Here is a 16,375-nt window from a genome sequence, read left to right as displayed (position 1 = left end):
AGTCAAGTTATGTATATAATTCCAGACTAATCTTCAGTGCTTTGTCGATTTTCGACAGAATTTTTCCATCCAGATGACACACCTTATCTTTTAATCGTGTCTTGTCAATGGTACGAAGCTGTTCCAATAAAATAACCGAATCTTTTACAATGTCATATTCATGACAGGACAGTTCCACATGGGTCGGCAGCTTCGCTTTATTCATCTGTGATGTGATTGCGGCACAGATAACCGTAGGACTGTGCCGGTTTCCTACATCATTCTGTATAATCAGAACCGGTCTGATTCCGCCCTGTTCCGAGCCTACTACCGGTCTTAAATCCGCATAATAGATATCTCCTCGTCTGATAATCATAATATACACTCCATAGAATAGGTTTTACTGAAAGTATTACCAATTTTATCGAGTGTATACTGTTCTAATCCTGAAAATAATCTTTCTGTTCTACTTCTTTGTTGTTTTCGAAATAGATTCTTGGAATACGTTTGCCAAGACAGCAGACAAATTCATAATTGAATCTGCCGGATAAATCCCCGATTTCTTCCGCTGTAATGATTTCATCGCCGTCTCTGCCAAGAAGTGTTACCTCTGTTCCAACGACAACATCCGGCACATCAGTAACATCCACCATAAACTGATCCATGCAGACTCTGCCAAGAATCGGTACTCTTTTTCCCTGAATCAGTACAGAACCTTTGTTAGATAAAGTTCTCGGATAACCGTCTCCATAACCGACCGGAATCGTTGCCACCTTCGTCTCTCTGGTTGTGGTATAGGTTCCACCATAGCTGATTTCCCTTCCAGCCGGCAGTGTCTTTACGTAAGAAACATGACTCTTTAATTCCATTAACGGGTGCATTGGCAGTCTGTCTTTTTGCACTTCATCCGATGGCCAGAGTCCGTATAATGTAATTCCCGCTCTTACAATGTCCATATTTGCTTCCGGCAAATCAATAATTCCTGCACTGTTTGAACAGTGTGCATGATGGAAAATAACGCCTTCTTCTTTGCACATTGCAATCATTTTCTGAAACAGTTCAAGCTGCTTATGGGCACCCGTTTTGTCTTTTTCATCTGCCCTTGCAAAGTGGGTAAAAATCCCCTCCATTATTATATGTGGCAGCTTACTGATTTGCGCTACCTCTCTTGCATTTTCTTTTTCCACCTGATAACCAATCCGGCTCATTCCAGTATCCACTGCAATATGAATTGCCACATCCTGATTTTTCTTTGTTGCAGCTTCAGATAGTGCAACTGCCATATCATACGTAAATACGGCAGGCTCTAATTTCTGTTCTACAATAATATCATATTCATCCGGGAATGCAAAACCAAGAATCAGAATCGGTTTCTTAATTCCATGATTTCTTAAAATTACGCCTTCTTCCACTGTGGCCACACAGAAGCCATGGAGATACGGAAGCGGCTCTAATACACGGGCAAGTTCCGTTGCACCATGTCCGTATCCATCTGTTTTAATTACCGCAAACATGCTGGTATCTTTCTTTAAAAGCCGGTGCATTGCCTCCATATTCTCAATGGCCGCATCCAGATTCACGCTGGCATATACCCTGCTATATCTTTTCATTTCATTCACCTCAAATTATTATTATGACAACACATCGGATAATCCGTTTATAATTTCGCCTGCAGTCAGTCCATGCTTTGAAACTGTTTTGCTCCGTTCATCTGCTGCCGCCGCATGTACATATACCCCAAGCGGTGCCGCCTGCTCTGCAGATAGGCCCTGCGCCATCAGACTTCCAATAATTCCGCTCAGTACATCACCACTTCCCGCAGTAGCCATTCCGCTGTTACCGTTCCGGTTAATAAATGTTTTCCCATAAGGAATTGCCGTTACCGTTCTGCTGTCTTTCAAAACACAGATTACATTATATTCCCTTGCGAAATCTTCCGCAACCTGCTCAATATTTTCTTTGATATAGGAAACGGCAAGCTGTTTTAACCGGGACATTTCACCCAGATGTGGCGTTAATACCAGTTCTGTATGCGGGCGAAGAAGCTGTTCGGTCTGCTCTGCTATGATATTTAATGCATCGGCATCTACTACCATTGGTACTGCCGCATTCTTAAGTACCGTCTTTACAATACTGTGTGCCACATCACTTTTGCCAATTCCAGGTCCTAAAATAATAACATCTGCCCAGGACAGACATTCTATCAGTTGCTGTGTATCAGCCTTTTTTGCAGAATAGGTAGTAAGAATTGCCTCCGGCACTGCTGTCTGTAAGATAATACGGTTTTCTTCCGGTGTATATATTCTCACCAGACCACAGCCACTGCGATAAGCTGCCTTTGCTGCAAGAACCGCCGCACCTGCCATATTCACGCTTCCGGCAACCAGAAGGACTTTTCCAAAGGTTCCCTTGTTCGAATCAGCAGCACGATTATTTAAAAAATTTAAATCTTCCTTTGTGATTGCATAAGCTGCAGGTCTTTTATCTAACCAGCTTTCTTCTCCAATTCCGATATCCTTAACCGTAATATTTCCGCAGTATTCTGCACCAGGAAATAACACCATTCCGGTCTTGCAGTAAGCAAAGGTTACGGTATCATCTGCTTTGAATGCACCACCTAATACAGCTCCATTATCTGCCGAGACACCGGATGGTATATCCACCGCCAGCCGGTGGGCACTGCTCTGGTTTAGCCGTTCCATCAAGTGCACCAGTTCATCATCTAATTTTCGTGATAATCCTATACCAAATAACGCATCAATAATCAGGCTGTAGGAATTTGCATCCTCCATTTCATCAATAAATGGTACACCATATGATGTCAAGATTTCATACTGTTCTTTTGCCTGCTTTGAAAAATGTGTTTTATTTCCATAGAGATATACTTCAACCGGAATGTGGGATAAGTATAACAACCTTGCAATTGCCATACCATCGCCGCCGTTATTTCCGGTTCCACACACTACCAGCACGCGGTTACATGAAATTTCTTTTTCCTGTATTACTTCTATCGCAGAAAGCGCTGCCCGCTCCATCAGAACCATGGATGGCACTTTAAAATGTTCGATTGTATTGGTATCACATGTTTTCATTTCCCGGGAATTTACAAGATATTCCATAAATTAATTCCTTTCGTCCGCATTTTCCACCGCTTTTTTTCCCTGCAGACGGTCTTCATCTTCCTGCCGCAGATCAAATATATTTAAAATATCCACACCAAAAATATCATGCATATAAGAATAAATCTGCCGGTTGTTGATTTCACGGTTCTGTTTTTTGATGATATTTTTCTTAAGTTCTACCCTTACCTTATCAATCCAGGCCGTAATTTCATCTGCTTCTTTGCTGTTCTGTCTTAGTCTCTCATAGCAGTAACGCATGCTTTCTAACATAAGTTCCTGATTTGCACTGTTTATATTTCGTGGAAGTTCAATTAATTCATCCTCAATTTCTTCCATTTTGACATTGACTTCATCAATCAGTCTCTTGTCTTCATCTAATTTTCTGGAAGAAATATCCCCCTCATTTTCCTCATGAGTTCCTTCCATGTTGACAACAATGCTTTTCATCAACTGATTCTTTGTCTTTTTCAGCTCTTTCAAATCATTATTAAGCTTTCCCTGCTGTTCTAACAACTGATTTACCTTTTCTTCCAGCCGCTTGATTTCACTGGTTTTTCCACTTAACGCAAAAAGTCTGTGCCATTTCTGATCCAATACAAGTATTGGTACTTTTCTGCTTTCTAATGCTTCCAGAAATTCCTTGTCATCTTTCATGCAAAAACACCTCTATTCCAGCGTTTACTTTTCCCTTTTGTTCTTTGTCATATTATAGGATAACTGCATCAGGCTGTCTGATAAATGTACATTTTCCACTACAACATTTTCATCCAACACTTCCAGATCCACATGGGCAAAATTCCAGATTGCATGTACACCAAGGCTTACCAGCTGGTTTGCCACAGCATCAGCCTTTTCTTTCGGCATAGTCAGTGTAGCAATATCTACCTTATGTGTCTTTACAAATTCTTCCAGTTTATCAATCATTTCGATTTTATTGCCACGAATGGATTTTCCGCATAACTCCGGATTCACGTCAAACAATCCTACTATGACGAAGCCGAGTTTTTCAAACTTCACATAATTGGCAAGTGCCTGTCCTAAGTTACCAGCTCCAATAATAATAATATTATGCTGTTCATTTAATCCCATAATCTTTCCGATTTCTTCATACAGAAATTGTACATTGTAACCATATCCCTGCTGTCCAAAACCACCAAAATTATTTAAATCCTGTCTGATCTGCGATGCGGTCACTTTCATTCTTGCACTCAGTTCATTCGATGAAATACGTTCTACCCCTTCATCTAAAAGTTCCCCCAGATATCGGTAATATCTTGGCATTCTACGAATTACTGCCTGTGATATTTCTTTGCTCATTCTGCCAGTTCCTCCTGCTCTCAATACCCTACAATAATTATAGTTTCTTGCCGAAAGGATGTCAATGTGTTACAACTTTAACAATCTTTCTGTAAACTTAATTCTTCCCATTTTGCATAGAGTTCTTCCAGCGCTGCCTCTTCCTGCATCTGCTCCTCATGGATTTTGTTTAATTCATAAGAATTTGATGCTACCTCCGGCTTTGACAGTTCATCATTTAATGCTTCTATCTTTGCCTCTCTCTTAGCAATTTCATCTTCTGTACGCTTTAATTCGTTTTCCAGCTTACGTTTTGCTGCCTGCTGTTTCTTCATTTCTTCCCAGCTTAACTTCTGTTTTCCTCCGCTGGATATCTGCTCTGTTCCATTATTTTCTCCAGTTCCATCGGAAACAATGACATTTCCTTTTGCTGCTGAATTGTCTGCACGATCCTGTGTAGCTGTGCCAAACGCCGCTAACTCCTGAACTTCCTTTTTCTCCAGATAATAATCGTAATTTCCAATATAATTTAGAATTGTTTCATTCTTTAAATCAAGAATTCTACTGGCAGTTTTATTAATAAAATAACGGTCATGGGATACATAAAGCACCGTTCCGGTATAGGAATTGATGGCTGACTCTAAAATTTCCTTTGACATAATATCAAGGTGGTTGGTCGGCTCGTCCAATATCAGGAAGTTTGCATTGGATAACATCAGTTTTGCCAGTGAAACACGCCCTCTTTCTCCACCACTGATATCACGAATCCGCTTAAACACATCATCATCCGTAAATAAAAATGCCGCTAACACATTTCGAATCTTCGTTGCCTTCAGATTCGGATAAGCATCTGCAATTTCATCAAATAACGTCTTATCCGGGTCTAAATTCTGATGCTCCTGATCGTAATATCCGATTTCCACATTGCTTCCAAGCTTTATCTCCCCGGCATCTGCGTCTACAATTCCATTGATTATCTTTAAAATGGTGGTTTTCCCGGTACCGTTATTTCCGATTAAAGCAACTTTTTCCCCTCGCTTAATCTGAAAATCAATGTTTGAAAACAGTTTATGCTCGTAAGATTTTGAAAGTCCTTTCACCGAAAGTACATCATTTCCACTGGTAATTTCCGGCTCCAATGTAATATGCATATCTGTTTTTTCATCGATTGGCTTCTCAATACGTTCTATTTTATCCAATGCCTTCTCACGGCTTTCTGCACGCTTAATGGACTTTTCCCGGTTAAAGGATTTTAACTTGGATATTACTTCTTCCTGGTGCTTGATTTCCCGCTGCTGGTTATAATACTGTCGCAAAAGACTTTCCCGCTGTATTTCCTTCTGCCTCGCATATGCGGTATAATTTCCCGGAAATACCGTTGCCGTATGGCGGGATATTTCCACTACATTCGTAACAATCCGGTCTAAGAAATAACGGTCATGGGCTACGATAATTACGGCTCCTTTATAATTCAAAAGATAGTTTTCAAGCCATGCAATCGATGCCATATCAAGGTGGTTGGTCGGCTCGTCGAGCATGATAATGTCAGGCTTGGTTACCAGAAGTCTGCCTAATGCCACTCTGGTCTTCTGTCCTCCGGATAACTCTGACATTTTCTTTCCGAAATCATTTTCCGAAAAACCAAGTCCCTTTAACACACCGTTTATCTCACTGCGAAAAGTCAGTCCGCCCTCTAATTCGAAGGCATGGCTGAAACGGTTGTACTGCTCCATATATTTTTCTAATTCGTCTGCGCTTACATGCTGCATGTCTTCTTCCATTTTACGAAGCTTTTCTTCTTTTTCAATTAATGCATCGCAGGCATGAAGCACTTCATTATAAATGGTCTCGTTGCTGTCTTTATCCTGATACTGGGCAAGATAACCGATGGTTTTTCCTTTTGCAACGGTTACCTCGCCACTGTCCGGTGCCAGCTCTCCCACTATAATTTTCAATAACGTAGATTTGCCGGCACCATTGATGCCGACAATTGCTGTTTTCTCATTATCTTCTACATGAAAAGAAACATTCTGTATTATGGTGTCTGTCCCAAAGGATTTACTGATATTCTGACAGGCTAAAATCATGGAAGTCTCCTCACTTTTTCTCTTCACCCCATAAGTAAAGCATTCTTTACAAGGGCTTTTTATAGCTGAAAATTCCGGGACGGCACACTATTCTGCCCTCCCGGAGTATAAAATTTATAACATTTTCTCTAATGTGGCACGGATTGCTTTGATAAAGTCTTCACTGTTTAATACAGTCGGATTTTCAATTGTAGTAATCAGTGCAAGGTCTTTGGTCATCTTTCCGGATTCAATCGTGTCTACACAGGCTTTTTCCAGTTTGTCGGCAAATGTGCTTAATTCCTGGTTGCCATCTAATTCACCTCTCTTACGGAGTGCTCCGGTCCATGCAAAAATAGTTGCTACGGAGTTAGTGGATGTTTCTTCTCCCTTGAGGTGTTTATAATAGTGACGCTGAACTGTTCCGTGTGCAGCTTCATATTCATAATATCCTGCCGGTGATACCAGTACGGAAGTCATCATGGCAAGGGAACCAAATGCAGATGATACCATATCACTCATAACATCTCCATCATAGTTCTTACATGCCCAGATAAAGCCGCCCTCTGCTTTCATCACACGGGCTACCGCATCATCGATTAAGGTATAGAAGTAGGTAATTCCTGCTTCTTCGAATTTTTCTTTATATTCCGCATCAAAGATTTCCTGGAAAATATCTTTGAAAGTATGGTCATATTTTTTGGAAATGGTATCCTTGGTTGCAAACCATAAATCCTGTCTGGTAGAAAGTGCATAGCTAAAGCAGCTTCTTGCAAAGCTTTCGATAGAATCATTTAAGTTATGCTGTCCCTGGACAACACCTGCTCCGGTAAAGTTATGAATCAGCTCTCTTGTTTCCGTTCCGTCCTCTGCTGTATAAACCAGTTCACATTTTCCCGGTCCCGGAATCTTCATTTCAGAAGCCTTGTATACATCACCGTAAGCATGTCTTGCAATGGTAATCGGTTTCTTCCAGTTCTTAACACATGGCTCAATTCCCTTTACAACGATTGGTGCACGGAATACCGTTCCATCTAACATTGCACGGATAGTTCCATTCGGACTCTTCCACATTTCCTTTAAGTTGTACTCCGTCATACGTGCTGCATTTGGTGTAATGGTAGCACATTTTACTGCAACACCGTATTTCTTTGTTGCATTTGCAGAATCTACAGTTACCTGGTCATCCGTTTCATTACGATGTTCAAGACCCAGGTCATAATATTCTGTGTTCAAATCAATAAATGGTAATAACAGTTCATCCTTAATCATTTTCCAAAGGATTCTTGTCATTTCGTCTCCGTCCATTTCAACCAAAGGGGTAGTCATTTTAATTTTGTCCATCTTTCTATCCTCCATTTACTATTTCAGCAGATTGTCCCAGCCATAATTATCCATATTTTCAATAGTATTTAACATATGGCTTGTCGCAAGCAGTTCTGCTTCTTTTGCATTGTGCTGCTTCAATGCTTCTACAATCTTTTTATGTTCATCATTTGATTTTACCACACGATCCGGCATTGACAAAGTGATTTTTCGAACTCTTTCCACATAATGATGAAATGCAGACAATTCATGCTTTAACATTTTGCTTCCGGAAGCTTCATAAAGCACCTCATGAAACTTATTATCCAGCTCCAATATCTGTGCATAATTTTCCTTCTTAGCATGAAATTCCACCAGAAAAATGTTTTCTTCCAGTTCCGCTATCTGCTCCTTGGTAATTCTGTCTGCCGCCCACTTTGTGCAAAGTCCCTCCAGCCGTGCACGGATTTCATAGATATCTTTTACGTCTTCTTTCGTAATTCCCTCTACGAATGCTCCGCGGTTTGGAATGATTCTGACGAGTCCTTCCAGTTCAAGCTGCCTTAAGGCTTCTCTTACCGGCGTACGGCTGACACCCAGTTCATCACCCAGGGTTTTTTCTTTTAATTCTTCATCGCACTTGTATTTTCCGGATAAGATATTTTCACGAATCGTATGAAATACTCTTCCGCTTAAAGAATATCCTTCTTCGCCCACGATAAAGCCTCCTTAATTTATAATACAATTCCGAGTTTTTTACAACAGTCAGTTATCTGTACTACAAGTTCGTTATCTGTAATTACAGTTACACGTCCCTCATCATACTGCTCGTCTACCCACTGTTTGATGGTCTTTACCAGTTCTGAATTCTTATCTACTTTACGGTCATCACTGAGACGGTAATAGGTATTAATCCAGTGTGCAATTCCAGCAAGTCCTGATGTATTGGAAACAGATACCAGTGCCGGACGATTTAAGAATTTTTCGGTATCAAAAATGTTATAAATTTCTTCATTTTTCAAAAGTCCGTCTGCATGGATACCTGCTCTTGTAACGTTAAAATTACTTCCGACAAATGGTGTACGGCTTGGAACCTTATAATTCAATTCCTTCTCATAATATTCTGCCAGTTCTGTGATAACTCTGGTATCCATTCCATCCAGGGTACCCTTTAACTGCGCATATTCAAATACCATTGCTTCCAGAGGTGTGTTACCGGTTCTCTCACCAATACCAAATAAGGAACAGTTTACGCCGGATGCACCGTAAAGCCATGCTGTGGTCGAGTTATTGACTGCTTTATAGAAATCGTTGTGTCCATGCCATTCAATCAATTCAGAAGGAACTCCTGCATGTGTGGTAAGTCCGTAAATGATACCCGGTACACTTCGCGGAATTACTGCTCCCGGGAAGTTTACACCATATCCCATGGTATCGCAGGCACGAATCTTAATCGGAATATTGTATTCTTTCATTAACTTCATCAGCTCTAAGCAGAACGGAATTACAAATCCGTAAATATCAGAACGTGTAATATCCTCCAAATGACATCTTGGGCTGATTCCGGTCTCTAAGCATTCACGGATTACACTTAAGTAAAGGTTCATGACTTCGCTTCTGGTCATTTTCATTTTATAGAAAATATGATAATCGGAGCAGCTTACCAAAATACCGGTTTCACGCAGTCCCAAATCTTTTACCAGCTGGAAATCCTGTTTGCTGGCACGGATCCAGCTGGTGACTTCCGGGAATTTATAACCACGCTCTAAGCATTTATATACGGCATCACGATCCTTCTTGCTATATAAGAAGAACTCGCTCTGACGAATTTTACCCTTTGGTCCGCCTAATTTATGTAAGTAATCATAGATGGTTACAATCTGTTCTGTGGTATATGGTGCTCTTGACTGCTGACCATCACGGAATGTTGTATCAGTAATCCAGATATCCTCCGGCATATTATGCGGAACGATTCTGTCATTAAATGCAATTTTCGGAATTTCCTCATATGGAAAAAGATTGCGGAATACATTTGGTTCCTCAACATCTACAAGCTGATAAAAATGCTCTTCCAACTGTAATAGATTAGTTTTTTCATTCATAACGACTTCTCTCATGGAACACACTCCTTTTGATTCACAAATATTCTTGAATAATTGTATACAATTATACTTGTATGTGTCAAGAGCTTTTTCAAGATTATTCCAAAAAAGTGAATATTTATTAGTATTATCCTTTTTTATCGGTAGATACTAGTATTGTAACCATTCGGTTATATACAAATGCTAAGGAGGAAATTTACTATGTCTAATCGTTCGAAAAAATCTTCTGTTCCAGAAGCACAAAGTGCATTAAACCGTTTCAAATTCGAAGTTGCAAGTGAGTTAGGTGTACCACTGTCTGAGGGATATAATGGGGATTTAACTTCCCATCAGAATGGTTCCGTAGGCGGTTATATGGTAAAGAAAATGATTGAGGCGCAGGAAAAGCAGATGGCTGAACGTTAACACATCTTTTTCATTGCCCGCTTAGATGTCAGAAGAGGCTGTCCACCGGAATCGGTGAACAGCCTCTTTCTCAGGTTCCCCCTTTTCTTTCTATATCATTTTTCTATCATGACACATGCAGTAACACTTATTACAATACGAATTTTCCGACAACCTCTTTTAATTCTCCGGCAATCTTTTCCTGCTGGGAAGACATTTCAGACACCTCTCCAACAACTGCAGATACTGAATTTACAGACTGCATAATCTGTCCACTATTATCCACTGTATTCTGGGAAGATTCCGCCACACTGGACACTGCCTGGCTGACCTCGTGAATGATTGTCTCAATATTTGTTGCCATCCGGGCAATATCATTGGAAAATTTTTCAATTGCCTGGGCATCATCTCCATACTGCTGTGCTACATTGACGAAAGTATCGTAGTCCGGTGCGACCGTATCTGTCACGAAGTTTAACATAGACTGTGACTGTTCCACAATTCCGCTAAAGGCATGTTCTACTTCGCCAATTGTTTCTTTAATCTTATTAACTGCAGCTGTAGTCTCACCTGCCAGATTGCCAATTTCTCCGGCAACAACTGCAAATCCCTTTCCCTGTTCTCCTGCCCGGGCGGCCTCAATGGAAGCATTTAAGGACAGTAAGTTAATCTGATCTGCGATTTCGGAAATCACTTCTGCCAATGCGCCAATGGATTTTACAACATCTGCATTCTTAATACTCTCCTCCAGACCAGCTCTGTTCTGCGCTGCAAGCTTATTGGCAAGTTCATAAGCACTGCGGCTGGTATCTTCAATTCCATTTGCACGCTTCTTAATTTCTCCTGCCAGTTCCAGACTCTTTTCTGTCTCAGAAGCCAGCATATTAACAGAGGAATTCACTTCCTCTACTGCAGCATTTACTTCTTCCGTCGCTGCGCTGGAGGAAGTCATATCGGAATTAACCTGATTCATCAGTGACTCTATCATCTCATAATCCTTCTTTAATTCCTCTACCGAACGCTTCAGTTCAATGCTGGAATCACTCAGAAGTTTTGCATGACCACTGATTTTTGAAATCATGTCCTTATTATTTCCATACATTTCATTTAAAGACTGTCCCATTGCTCCCAGTTCATCACTGCGTCTGCTCTCAAGCGACTGTACTTTAAAGTTACCCTCTGCCAGCTGTACAGCAAAGTTCTTAACTCTATTAATCTGTCTGGAAACTGATTTTACCTGTGATAAAATCACAAGTATCATAATAATAAGAATCACTGCCGCAATGATTGCCAACTTAATCCCAAGGCTGATAACCGGTGCATTCAGTTCTGAATTTTCAATCGCAATTCCAAGTTTCCAGTCCAGATCCGGAATTGTCTCATAATATACTGTATATCCGGTAATCCCTTCTGTAAAGCAGGCTTTTCCACTATCAGAATCTAACATTTTTGTTCCTACTTTAGCAAGAGAACTATTTTTAGAATCCGTTATTTTCTCATTCATGATTTTACCGGAATCCTGTGTATAAAGATAGGTTCCATCCGATGAAATCAGAAATGCTTTTCCTGTTTTTCCTACTGACATCTGGCTGACCAGATTCTGAATCTCATCCAGCGTAATATCAACAGTTACGCATCCCATATAAGTTCCATCTGCATTATACATCGGTGCAGAACAGTTTACCATATCACAGTCTAAAACCTCATCATGATATGCCTTTGTAAACTTCGGTTCTGTTTCGCCATTCGAAACAATCTTGTAGAAATCCCTGCTTACATAATCATAAGAGGACTGGCTCCTGTCATAAGTCAGAATCGGCGTATCTCCATCCTTGTATACATAAGGTCCTACAAAACGTTGTTTGGAGTCATACTTATTCGGTGCAAAATAAATTCCGGCACCATAAATAAAATCCTCCTCATAAATCATGGTATTTAAGAAATTAACATATGCCAGCAGTTCCTCATTTTCATAAGTAATCCCAACAATTCCAGCCATATGTTTTGCAAGGCTTGCCGCAGACTGCATCTGTGACTCTACCTCTGTCTTCTCGTTTTCCAGACTCAGCGTCATTTCCTTCCCAATCTCATCGTCAATAATCTGCTTACTGGAAAATACACTGACTGCCCCTAATACAGCCATACCAAGAATCAGTACCGGGAGCATTGCACTTAACATTTTCGTGCTAATTTTCTTCCCTTTTTTCTTCTTAGCCATAAAAATATATCCCCCCGCCTTCACTAAATTGTAATTTTGTACTTATTGTATCAACATTTAGGCACTTTAGCAATAAAAACGAGGGATTTTGCGTTAATTTTCGTAAACTTTTCACAAATTATTCCTTAATTTTTCGAAACTTTCTAAATATTTGTGCTGTATTCTGTCATTTTGTACGCATTTTTCAGTGTTGTTTCAAGTCTCATGTCTTTTTCGCAATCGTTTAAGTTACACTTTTCGACATATTCTTTTGCTTCTTCGGATGCAATAGAAAGCATATCGGCATCCGAAAAGACATCTGCAATTTTAAATTCCATTAAACCACTCTGACGTACCCCGAAGAAATCTCCTGGTCCACGCATTTTCAAATCTTCACTGGCAATATAGAATCCATCATTAGAGCCCGCCAGAATATTCAATCTCTCTTTGGCATTCTTTCCATTGGAAGAATTCATAAGAATACAATAGGATTGTGCATTTCCTCTTCCGACACGTCCCCGCAGCTGATGGAGCTGTGCCAGCCCGAAACGCTGTGCATCCTCAATCATCATAACAGTGGCATTCGGCACATTCACACCTACTTCCACTACCGTTGTAGAAACCAGAACCTGGATTTCACCAGTGACAAAGGCTTCCATTACTTTATTCTTTTCTGCCGGGCGCATTTTTCCATGAAGTAATCCTACGCTGATTCTGTCTCCATAATATTGTTCTAATTTCTTTACATATGAAGTAACATCCTGCAATTCCAATTCCTCATTGGCTTCTACCAGAGGACAGATGATATATGCCTGATGTCCTTTTTGAACTTCATCTAAAATAAAATTCCAGGATTTCTCCCGCATTTTCGGTCCAACGACACAATTTTTGACCGGAAGACGTTCTGCCGGAAGCTCATCTACTACCGAGATGTCCAGATCTCCGTAAAGAATTATTGCAAGGGTCCGCGGAATCGGAGTCGCACTCATAACCAGTACATGTGGCAGCCGGCTGCTCTTATCTGCCAGCGTCTCCCTCTGTCTTACCCCAAAACGATGCTGTTCATCCGTTACTACCAGCGCCAGCTTCTGATAAAGTGCCTTTTCCTGTATCAATGCATGGGTTCCAATTATCATGGCATTCTGTTCTGTTTCCATTCTCGCATATGCTTCACGTTTTTCCTTTGCGGTCAACGAACCGGTAAGAAGAATAACAGGAAAGTCCAGTTCAAACATAGCAATCCATTCCTGAAAGGTCTCATAATGCTGTCTTGCCAGAACCTCGGTTGGTGCCATAATAGCAGTCTGATAACCTTCATGGGCAAATTTTGCCATAATAAGAAATGCAAGAATAGTCTTACCGGAGCCTACATCCCCCTGTATCAGCCGCTGCATGGCATAAGGACTGTATATATCTTTTTCCAGATCTGCCAGTGTTTTCTTCTGGGCATTTGTCAGTGGAAACGGAAGCTGTTCTGCCACCACCTCAATAAATTCATCCCTTACTACCGGAAATCCATTCGGCGTCTGCTCGTGATGTTCCTTAAACCGCTGTATCTGCAGCAGAAATAAGAAAAATTCGTCAAAAGCAAGACGTTTTCTTGCTCCGGTCAGTTCTTCTAAATCTGTTGGAAAATGCACTTTTTCCAATGCCTCTCTCAATCCCATAAACTGATGGCGGGCTAAGATTTCTTCCGGAATATATTCACCATCTTCTTTTACACTGTCAAGGGCTGTACGTACAAGCTTACCAAACTGCTTGCTGGATATGCCCTTAGTCAGCGGATATACCGGCTGAAGTGATATCTGCATTTTCCTGTATTCATCCGGCTTCCACACTGCCGGCTGTTCCATGACATATTTCTTATTTTTTAAGGTCAGCTTTCCATATAATATTACTTCCGGTTCCCGGTTCAGCTGATTACAGATATAGGGCATCCGAAACCAGACCGCCTCTACTTTCCCTGTTCCATCGCTAAACTGTGCAGTAGATATCTGCATGGCTCTGGTACTTCTTGTTACCGGAGAAGAACACAGCCGTACATGAAAAGCATAGACTTTCTCCGGCTCTGCCACACTGATATGCTCCGGCTCCGGCATCTGCTTATAATCCCTTGGAAAAGCAAGGAGTATATCCCCAACGGTATATACTCCAAGTTTTTGCAATATTTTTTCAGTTTTTGGTCCAACTCCATTCAATTCCTGAATGGGTGCATTTCTGTCCATAAACACTCCTGTTACTCTACTGATATTACATAATAGTAAATTGGCTGTCCGCCAAAGTGAATCTCCACTTCTACCTCCGGATACTTCTCTTCTAAAGCAGCACCTAATGCATTGGCATCTTCTTCTGTTACTTCTTCACCATAATAGATACAGATAATCGCAGATTCTTCATCTACCATCTCAGCAACCATATCTTCTGTAGTGCTCTTGATATCCTTACCAACAGCAAGGATGCTCTTGTCGCCAATTCCCATATAATCGCCCTGTTTAATCTCTTTGTCATCGATTACAGTATCACGAACTGCATAAGTTACCTGACCGGTCTTTACATTTTCTAATTCCTCGGTCATACGTTCTGCATTTTCCTCTGCCGACTGATCCGGAATAAAGTTAATCAGTGCTGTAATTCCCTGTGGAATTGTCTTGGTTGGAATAACAATAATCTTCTTATCTTCTACTAAAGATGCTGCCTGATTTGCAGCCAGTACAATATTCTTATTATTCGGAAGAATAAAGATGTTATCTGCATTCACATGGTCGATGGCATTTAACATATCCTCGGTACTTGGGTTCATGGTCTGACCACCTTCGATGATATAATCCACTCCAAGTCCGTTGAAGATTTCATTGACACCGGCACCAATGGATACGGAAATGAAGCCCATTTCTTTTCTTGGTTCCTCTGCCTTTTCTTCTTTTTTGGTTTCTTCCTCTTTCTGCTCTTTTGCGAGTTTCTCAGCATCCTTGATTAATTTTTCCTGATGCTCTTCACGCATATTATCAATCTTGATTTTGCTTAATGAACCATGTTTCAATGCTTCCTGGATGGCAAGACCAGGGTCATTGGTATGTACATGGGTTTTCACAATCTCATCATCTGCCACAACAACGATAGAATCACCAATGGACTCTAAGAAGTTTTTATATTCATGCTCCTGCTTCTCTGTTAATGGCTGATTTAATACAATGATAAATTCGGTACAATAACCAAACTTAATATCAGCTTCTGTCTCAGCAGTAATCTTCATAACACCTGGAGATGCTGCAGAACCTTCAATGCTGTAATCAATTTCTTTGCCAATCAGGGAATCATAACCGCCCTTTAATACCTGAACCAGTCCCTGTCCGCCGGAATCTACTACGCCAGCCTGTTTTAATACAGGAAGCATATCCGGTGTCTTGCTTAACACATGGTCTGCTTCTTTAATAACTTCATCTACAAAGAATACAATATCATCGGTATCATCACAAAGTTCTAATGCTTTGTTGGCTGCCCCCTTAGCAACAGTAAGAATCGTTCCTTCCTTTGGTTTCATAACTGCCTTATATGCAGTCTCAACAGCCTTCTGCATAGCTTCTGTCAGAATCACTACATCAAGCTCATCATATTCTGCAATCACCTTGGTAAATCCACGGAATAACTGGGAAAGGATAACTCCTGAGTTTCCTCTTGCTCCTCTTAATGAACCCGATGAAATTGCCTTTGCAAGTTCCTTCATGGTCGGATTTTCAAGCTCGCTTACTGCCTTTGCTGCTGACATAATTGTCATAGACATATTGGTTCCTGTATCTCCATCCGGTACAGGGAAAACATTCAGTTCGTTAATCCACTCTTTCTTTGCTTCGAGATTCTTTGCTCCGGCCAAAAACATTTTAGCAAATACCGCAGCGTTTATTGTACTTACTTCCACTTCAACAG

The 16,375-nt window shown here is 40.7% G+C and carries 13 protein-coding genes; 1 reads left to right on the top strand and 12 read right to left on the bottom strand.

The features are described from left to right. Nucleotides 1–7: 7 nt before the first annotated feature. From DWV68_RS03030 to DWV68_RS02990, 9 genes are all read right to left on the bottom strand, one after another. On the bottom strand, nucleotides 8–355 hold the full coding sequence (locus DWV68_RS03030) for a type II toxin-antitoxin system PemK/MazF family toxin (RefSeq protein ID WP_022243776.1): 348 nt from the start codon (nucleotides 353–355) through the stop codon (nucleotides 8–10). A 64-nt stretch (nucleotides 356–419) separates the two neighbouring features. After that, nucleotides 420–1,589 (bottom strand): alanine racemase, encoded by a 1,170-nt coding sequence (gene alr, locus DWV68_RS03025; RefSeq protein ID WP_118057439.1) that lies wholly within the window; start codon nucleotides 1,587–1,589, stop codon nucleotides 420–422. A gap of 21 nt (nucleotides 1,590–1,610) precedes the next feature. Then, nucleotides 1,611–3,098 carry an NAD(P)H-hydrate dehydratase gene (locus DWV68_RS03020; RefSeq protein WP_118057438.1) on the bottom strand — a complete coding sequence of 496 codons (1,488 nt, stop codon included), beginning with the start codon at nucleotides 3,096–3,098 and terminating at the stop codon, nucleotides 1,611–1,613. 3 nt (nucleotides 3,099–3,101) lie between these two features. Beyond that, nucleotides 3,102–3,755 (bottom strand): hypothetical protein, encoded by a 654-nt coding sequence (locus DWV68_RS03015; RefSeq protein WP_118176808.1) that lies wholly within the window; start codon nucleotides 3,753–3,755, stop codon nucleotides 3,102–3,104. A gap of 24 nt (nucleotides 3,756–3,779) precedes the next feature. Beyond that, nucleotides 3,780–4,418, bottom strand: a complete 639-nt coding sequence (locus DWV68_RS03010; RefSeq protein WP_118176806.1) for a redox-sensing transcriptional repressor Rex — start codon at nucleotides 4,416–4,418, stop codon at nucleotides 3,780–3,782. Between the two features lie 77 nt (nucleotides 4,419–4,495). Beyond that, nucleotides 4,496–6,484, bottom strand: a complete 1,989-nt coding sequence (gene abc-f, locus DWV68_RS03005; protein ID WP_118665022.1) for a ribosomal protection-like ABC-F family protein — start codon at nucleotides 6,482–6,484, stop codon at nucleotides 4,496–4,498. Between the two features lie 114 nt (nucleotides 6,485–6,598). Continuing rightward, a complete protein-coding gene (locus tag DWV68_RS03000) occupies nucleotides 6,599–7,807 on the bottom strand; it encodes an NADP-dependent isocitrate dehydrogenase (protein WP_117841030.1) in 1,209 nt (402 codons plus the stop codon). An 18-nt stretch (nucleotides 7,808–7,825) separates the two neighbouring features. After that, the gene (locus DWV68_RS02995; RefSeq protein ID WP_117698399.1) at nucleotides 7,826–8,485 is read right to left on the bottom strand and encodes a GntR family transcriptional regulator; all 660 of its coding nucleotides are present in this window, start codon (nucleotides 8,483–8,485) and stop codon (nucleotides 7,826–7,828) included. A 17-nt stretch (nucleotides 8,486–8,502) separates the two neighbouring features. Continuing rightward, on the bottom strand, nucleotides 8,503–9,885 hold the full coding sequence (locus tag DWV68_RS02990; protein ID WP_022243768.1) for an isopropylmalate/homocitrate/citramalate synthase: 1,383 nt from the start codon (nucleotides 9,883–9,885) through the stop codon (nucleotides 8,503–8,505). Between the two features lie 186 nt (nucleotides 9,886–10,071). Between DWV68_RS02990 and DWV68_RS02985 the strand changes: the two genes are divergently transcribed. Further along, nucleotides 10,072–10,275, top strand: coding sequence for an alpha/beta-type small acid-soluble spore protein (locus tag DWV68_RS02985; protein ID WP_118665021.1), 204 nt, complete (start codon nucleotides 10,072–10,074; stop codon nucleotides 10,273–10,275). A gap of 130 nt (nucleotides 10,276–10,405) precedes the next feature. Here the strand turns inward: DWV68_RS02985 and DWV68_RS02980 are convergent, their stop codons facing one another. The 3 genes from DWV68_RS02980 to DWV68_RS02970 all read right to left on the bottom strand — a co-directional run bounded on the left by DWV68_RS02980 (nucleotide 10,406) and on the right by DWV68_RS02970 (nucleotide 16,367). Continuing rightward, the gene (locus DWV68_RS02980; protein WP_118665019.1) at nucleotides 10,406–12,472 is read right to left on the bottom strand and encodes a methyl-accepting chemotaxis protein; all 2,067 of its coding nucleotides are present in this window, start codon (nucleotides 12,470–12,472) and stop codon (nucleotides 10,406–10,408) included. A gap of 143 nt (nucleotides 12,473–12,615) precedes the next feature. Beyond that, on the bottom strand, nucleotides 12,616–14,676 hold the full coding sequence (gene recG / locus DWV68_RS02975; RefSeq protein ID WP_118665017.1) for an ATP-dependent DNA helicase RecG: 2,061 nt from the start codon (nucleotides 14,674–14,676) through the stop codon (nucleotides 12,616–12,618). 11 nt (nucleotides 14,677–14,687) lie between these two features. After that, nucleotides 14,688–16,367, bottom strand: a complete 1,680-nt coding sequence (locus DWV68_RS02970; protein WP_118665015.1) for a DAK2 domain-containing protein — start codon at nucleotides 16,365–16,367, stop codon at nucleotides 14,688–14,690. Nucleotides 16,368–16,375 lie beyond the last annotated feature (8 nt).

This window comes from Roseburia sp. AF12-17LB, assembly GCF_003479605.1.
In the GTDB taxonomy this organism is placed as follows: Bacteria; Bacillota; Clostridia; order Lachnospirales; family Lachnospiraceae; genus Roseburia_C; species Roseburia_C amylophila.
The sequence above is the reverse complement of the archived record's forward strand: the minus strand, read 5'-3'. Positions and strand labels throughout refer to the sequence as shown.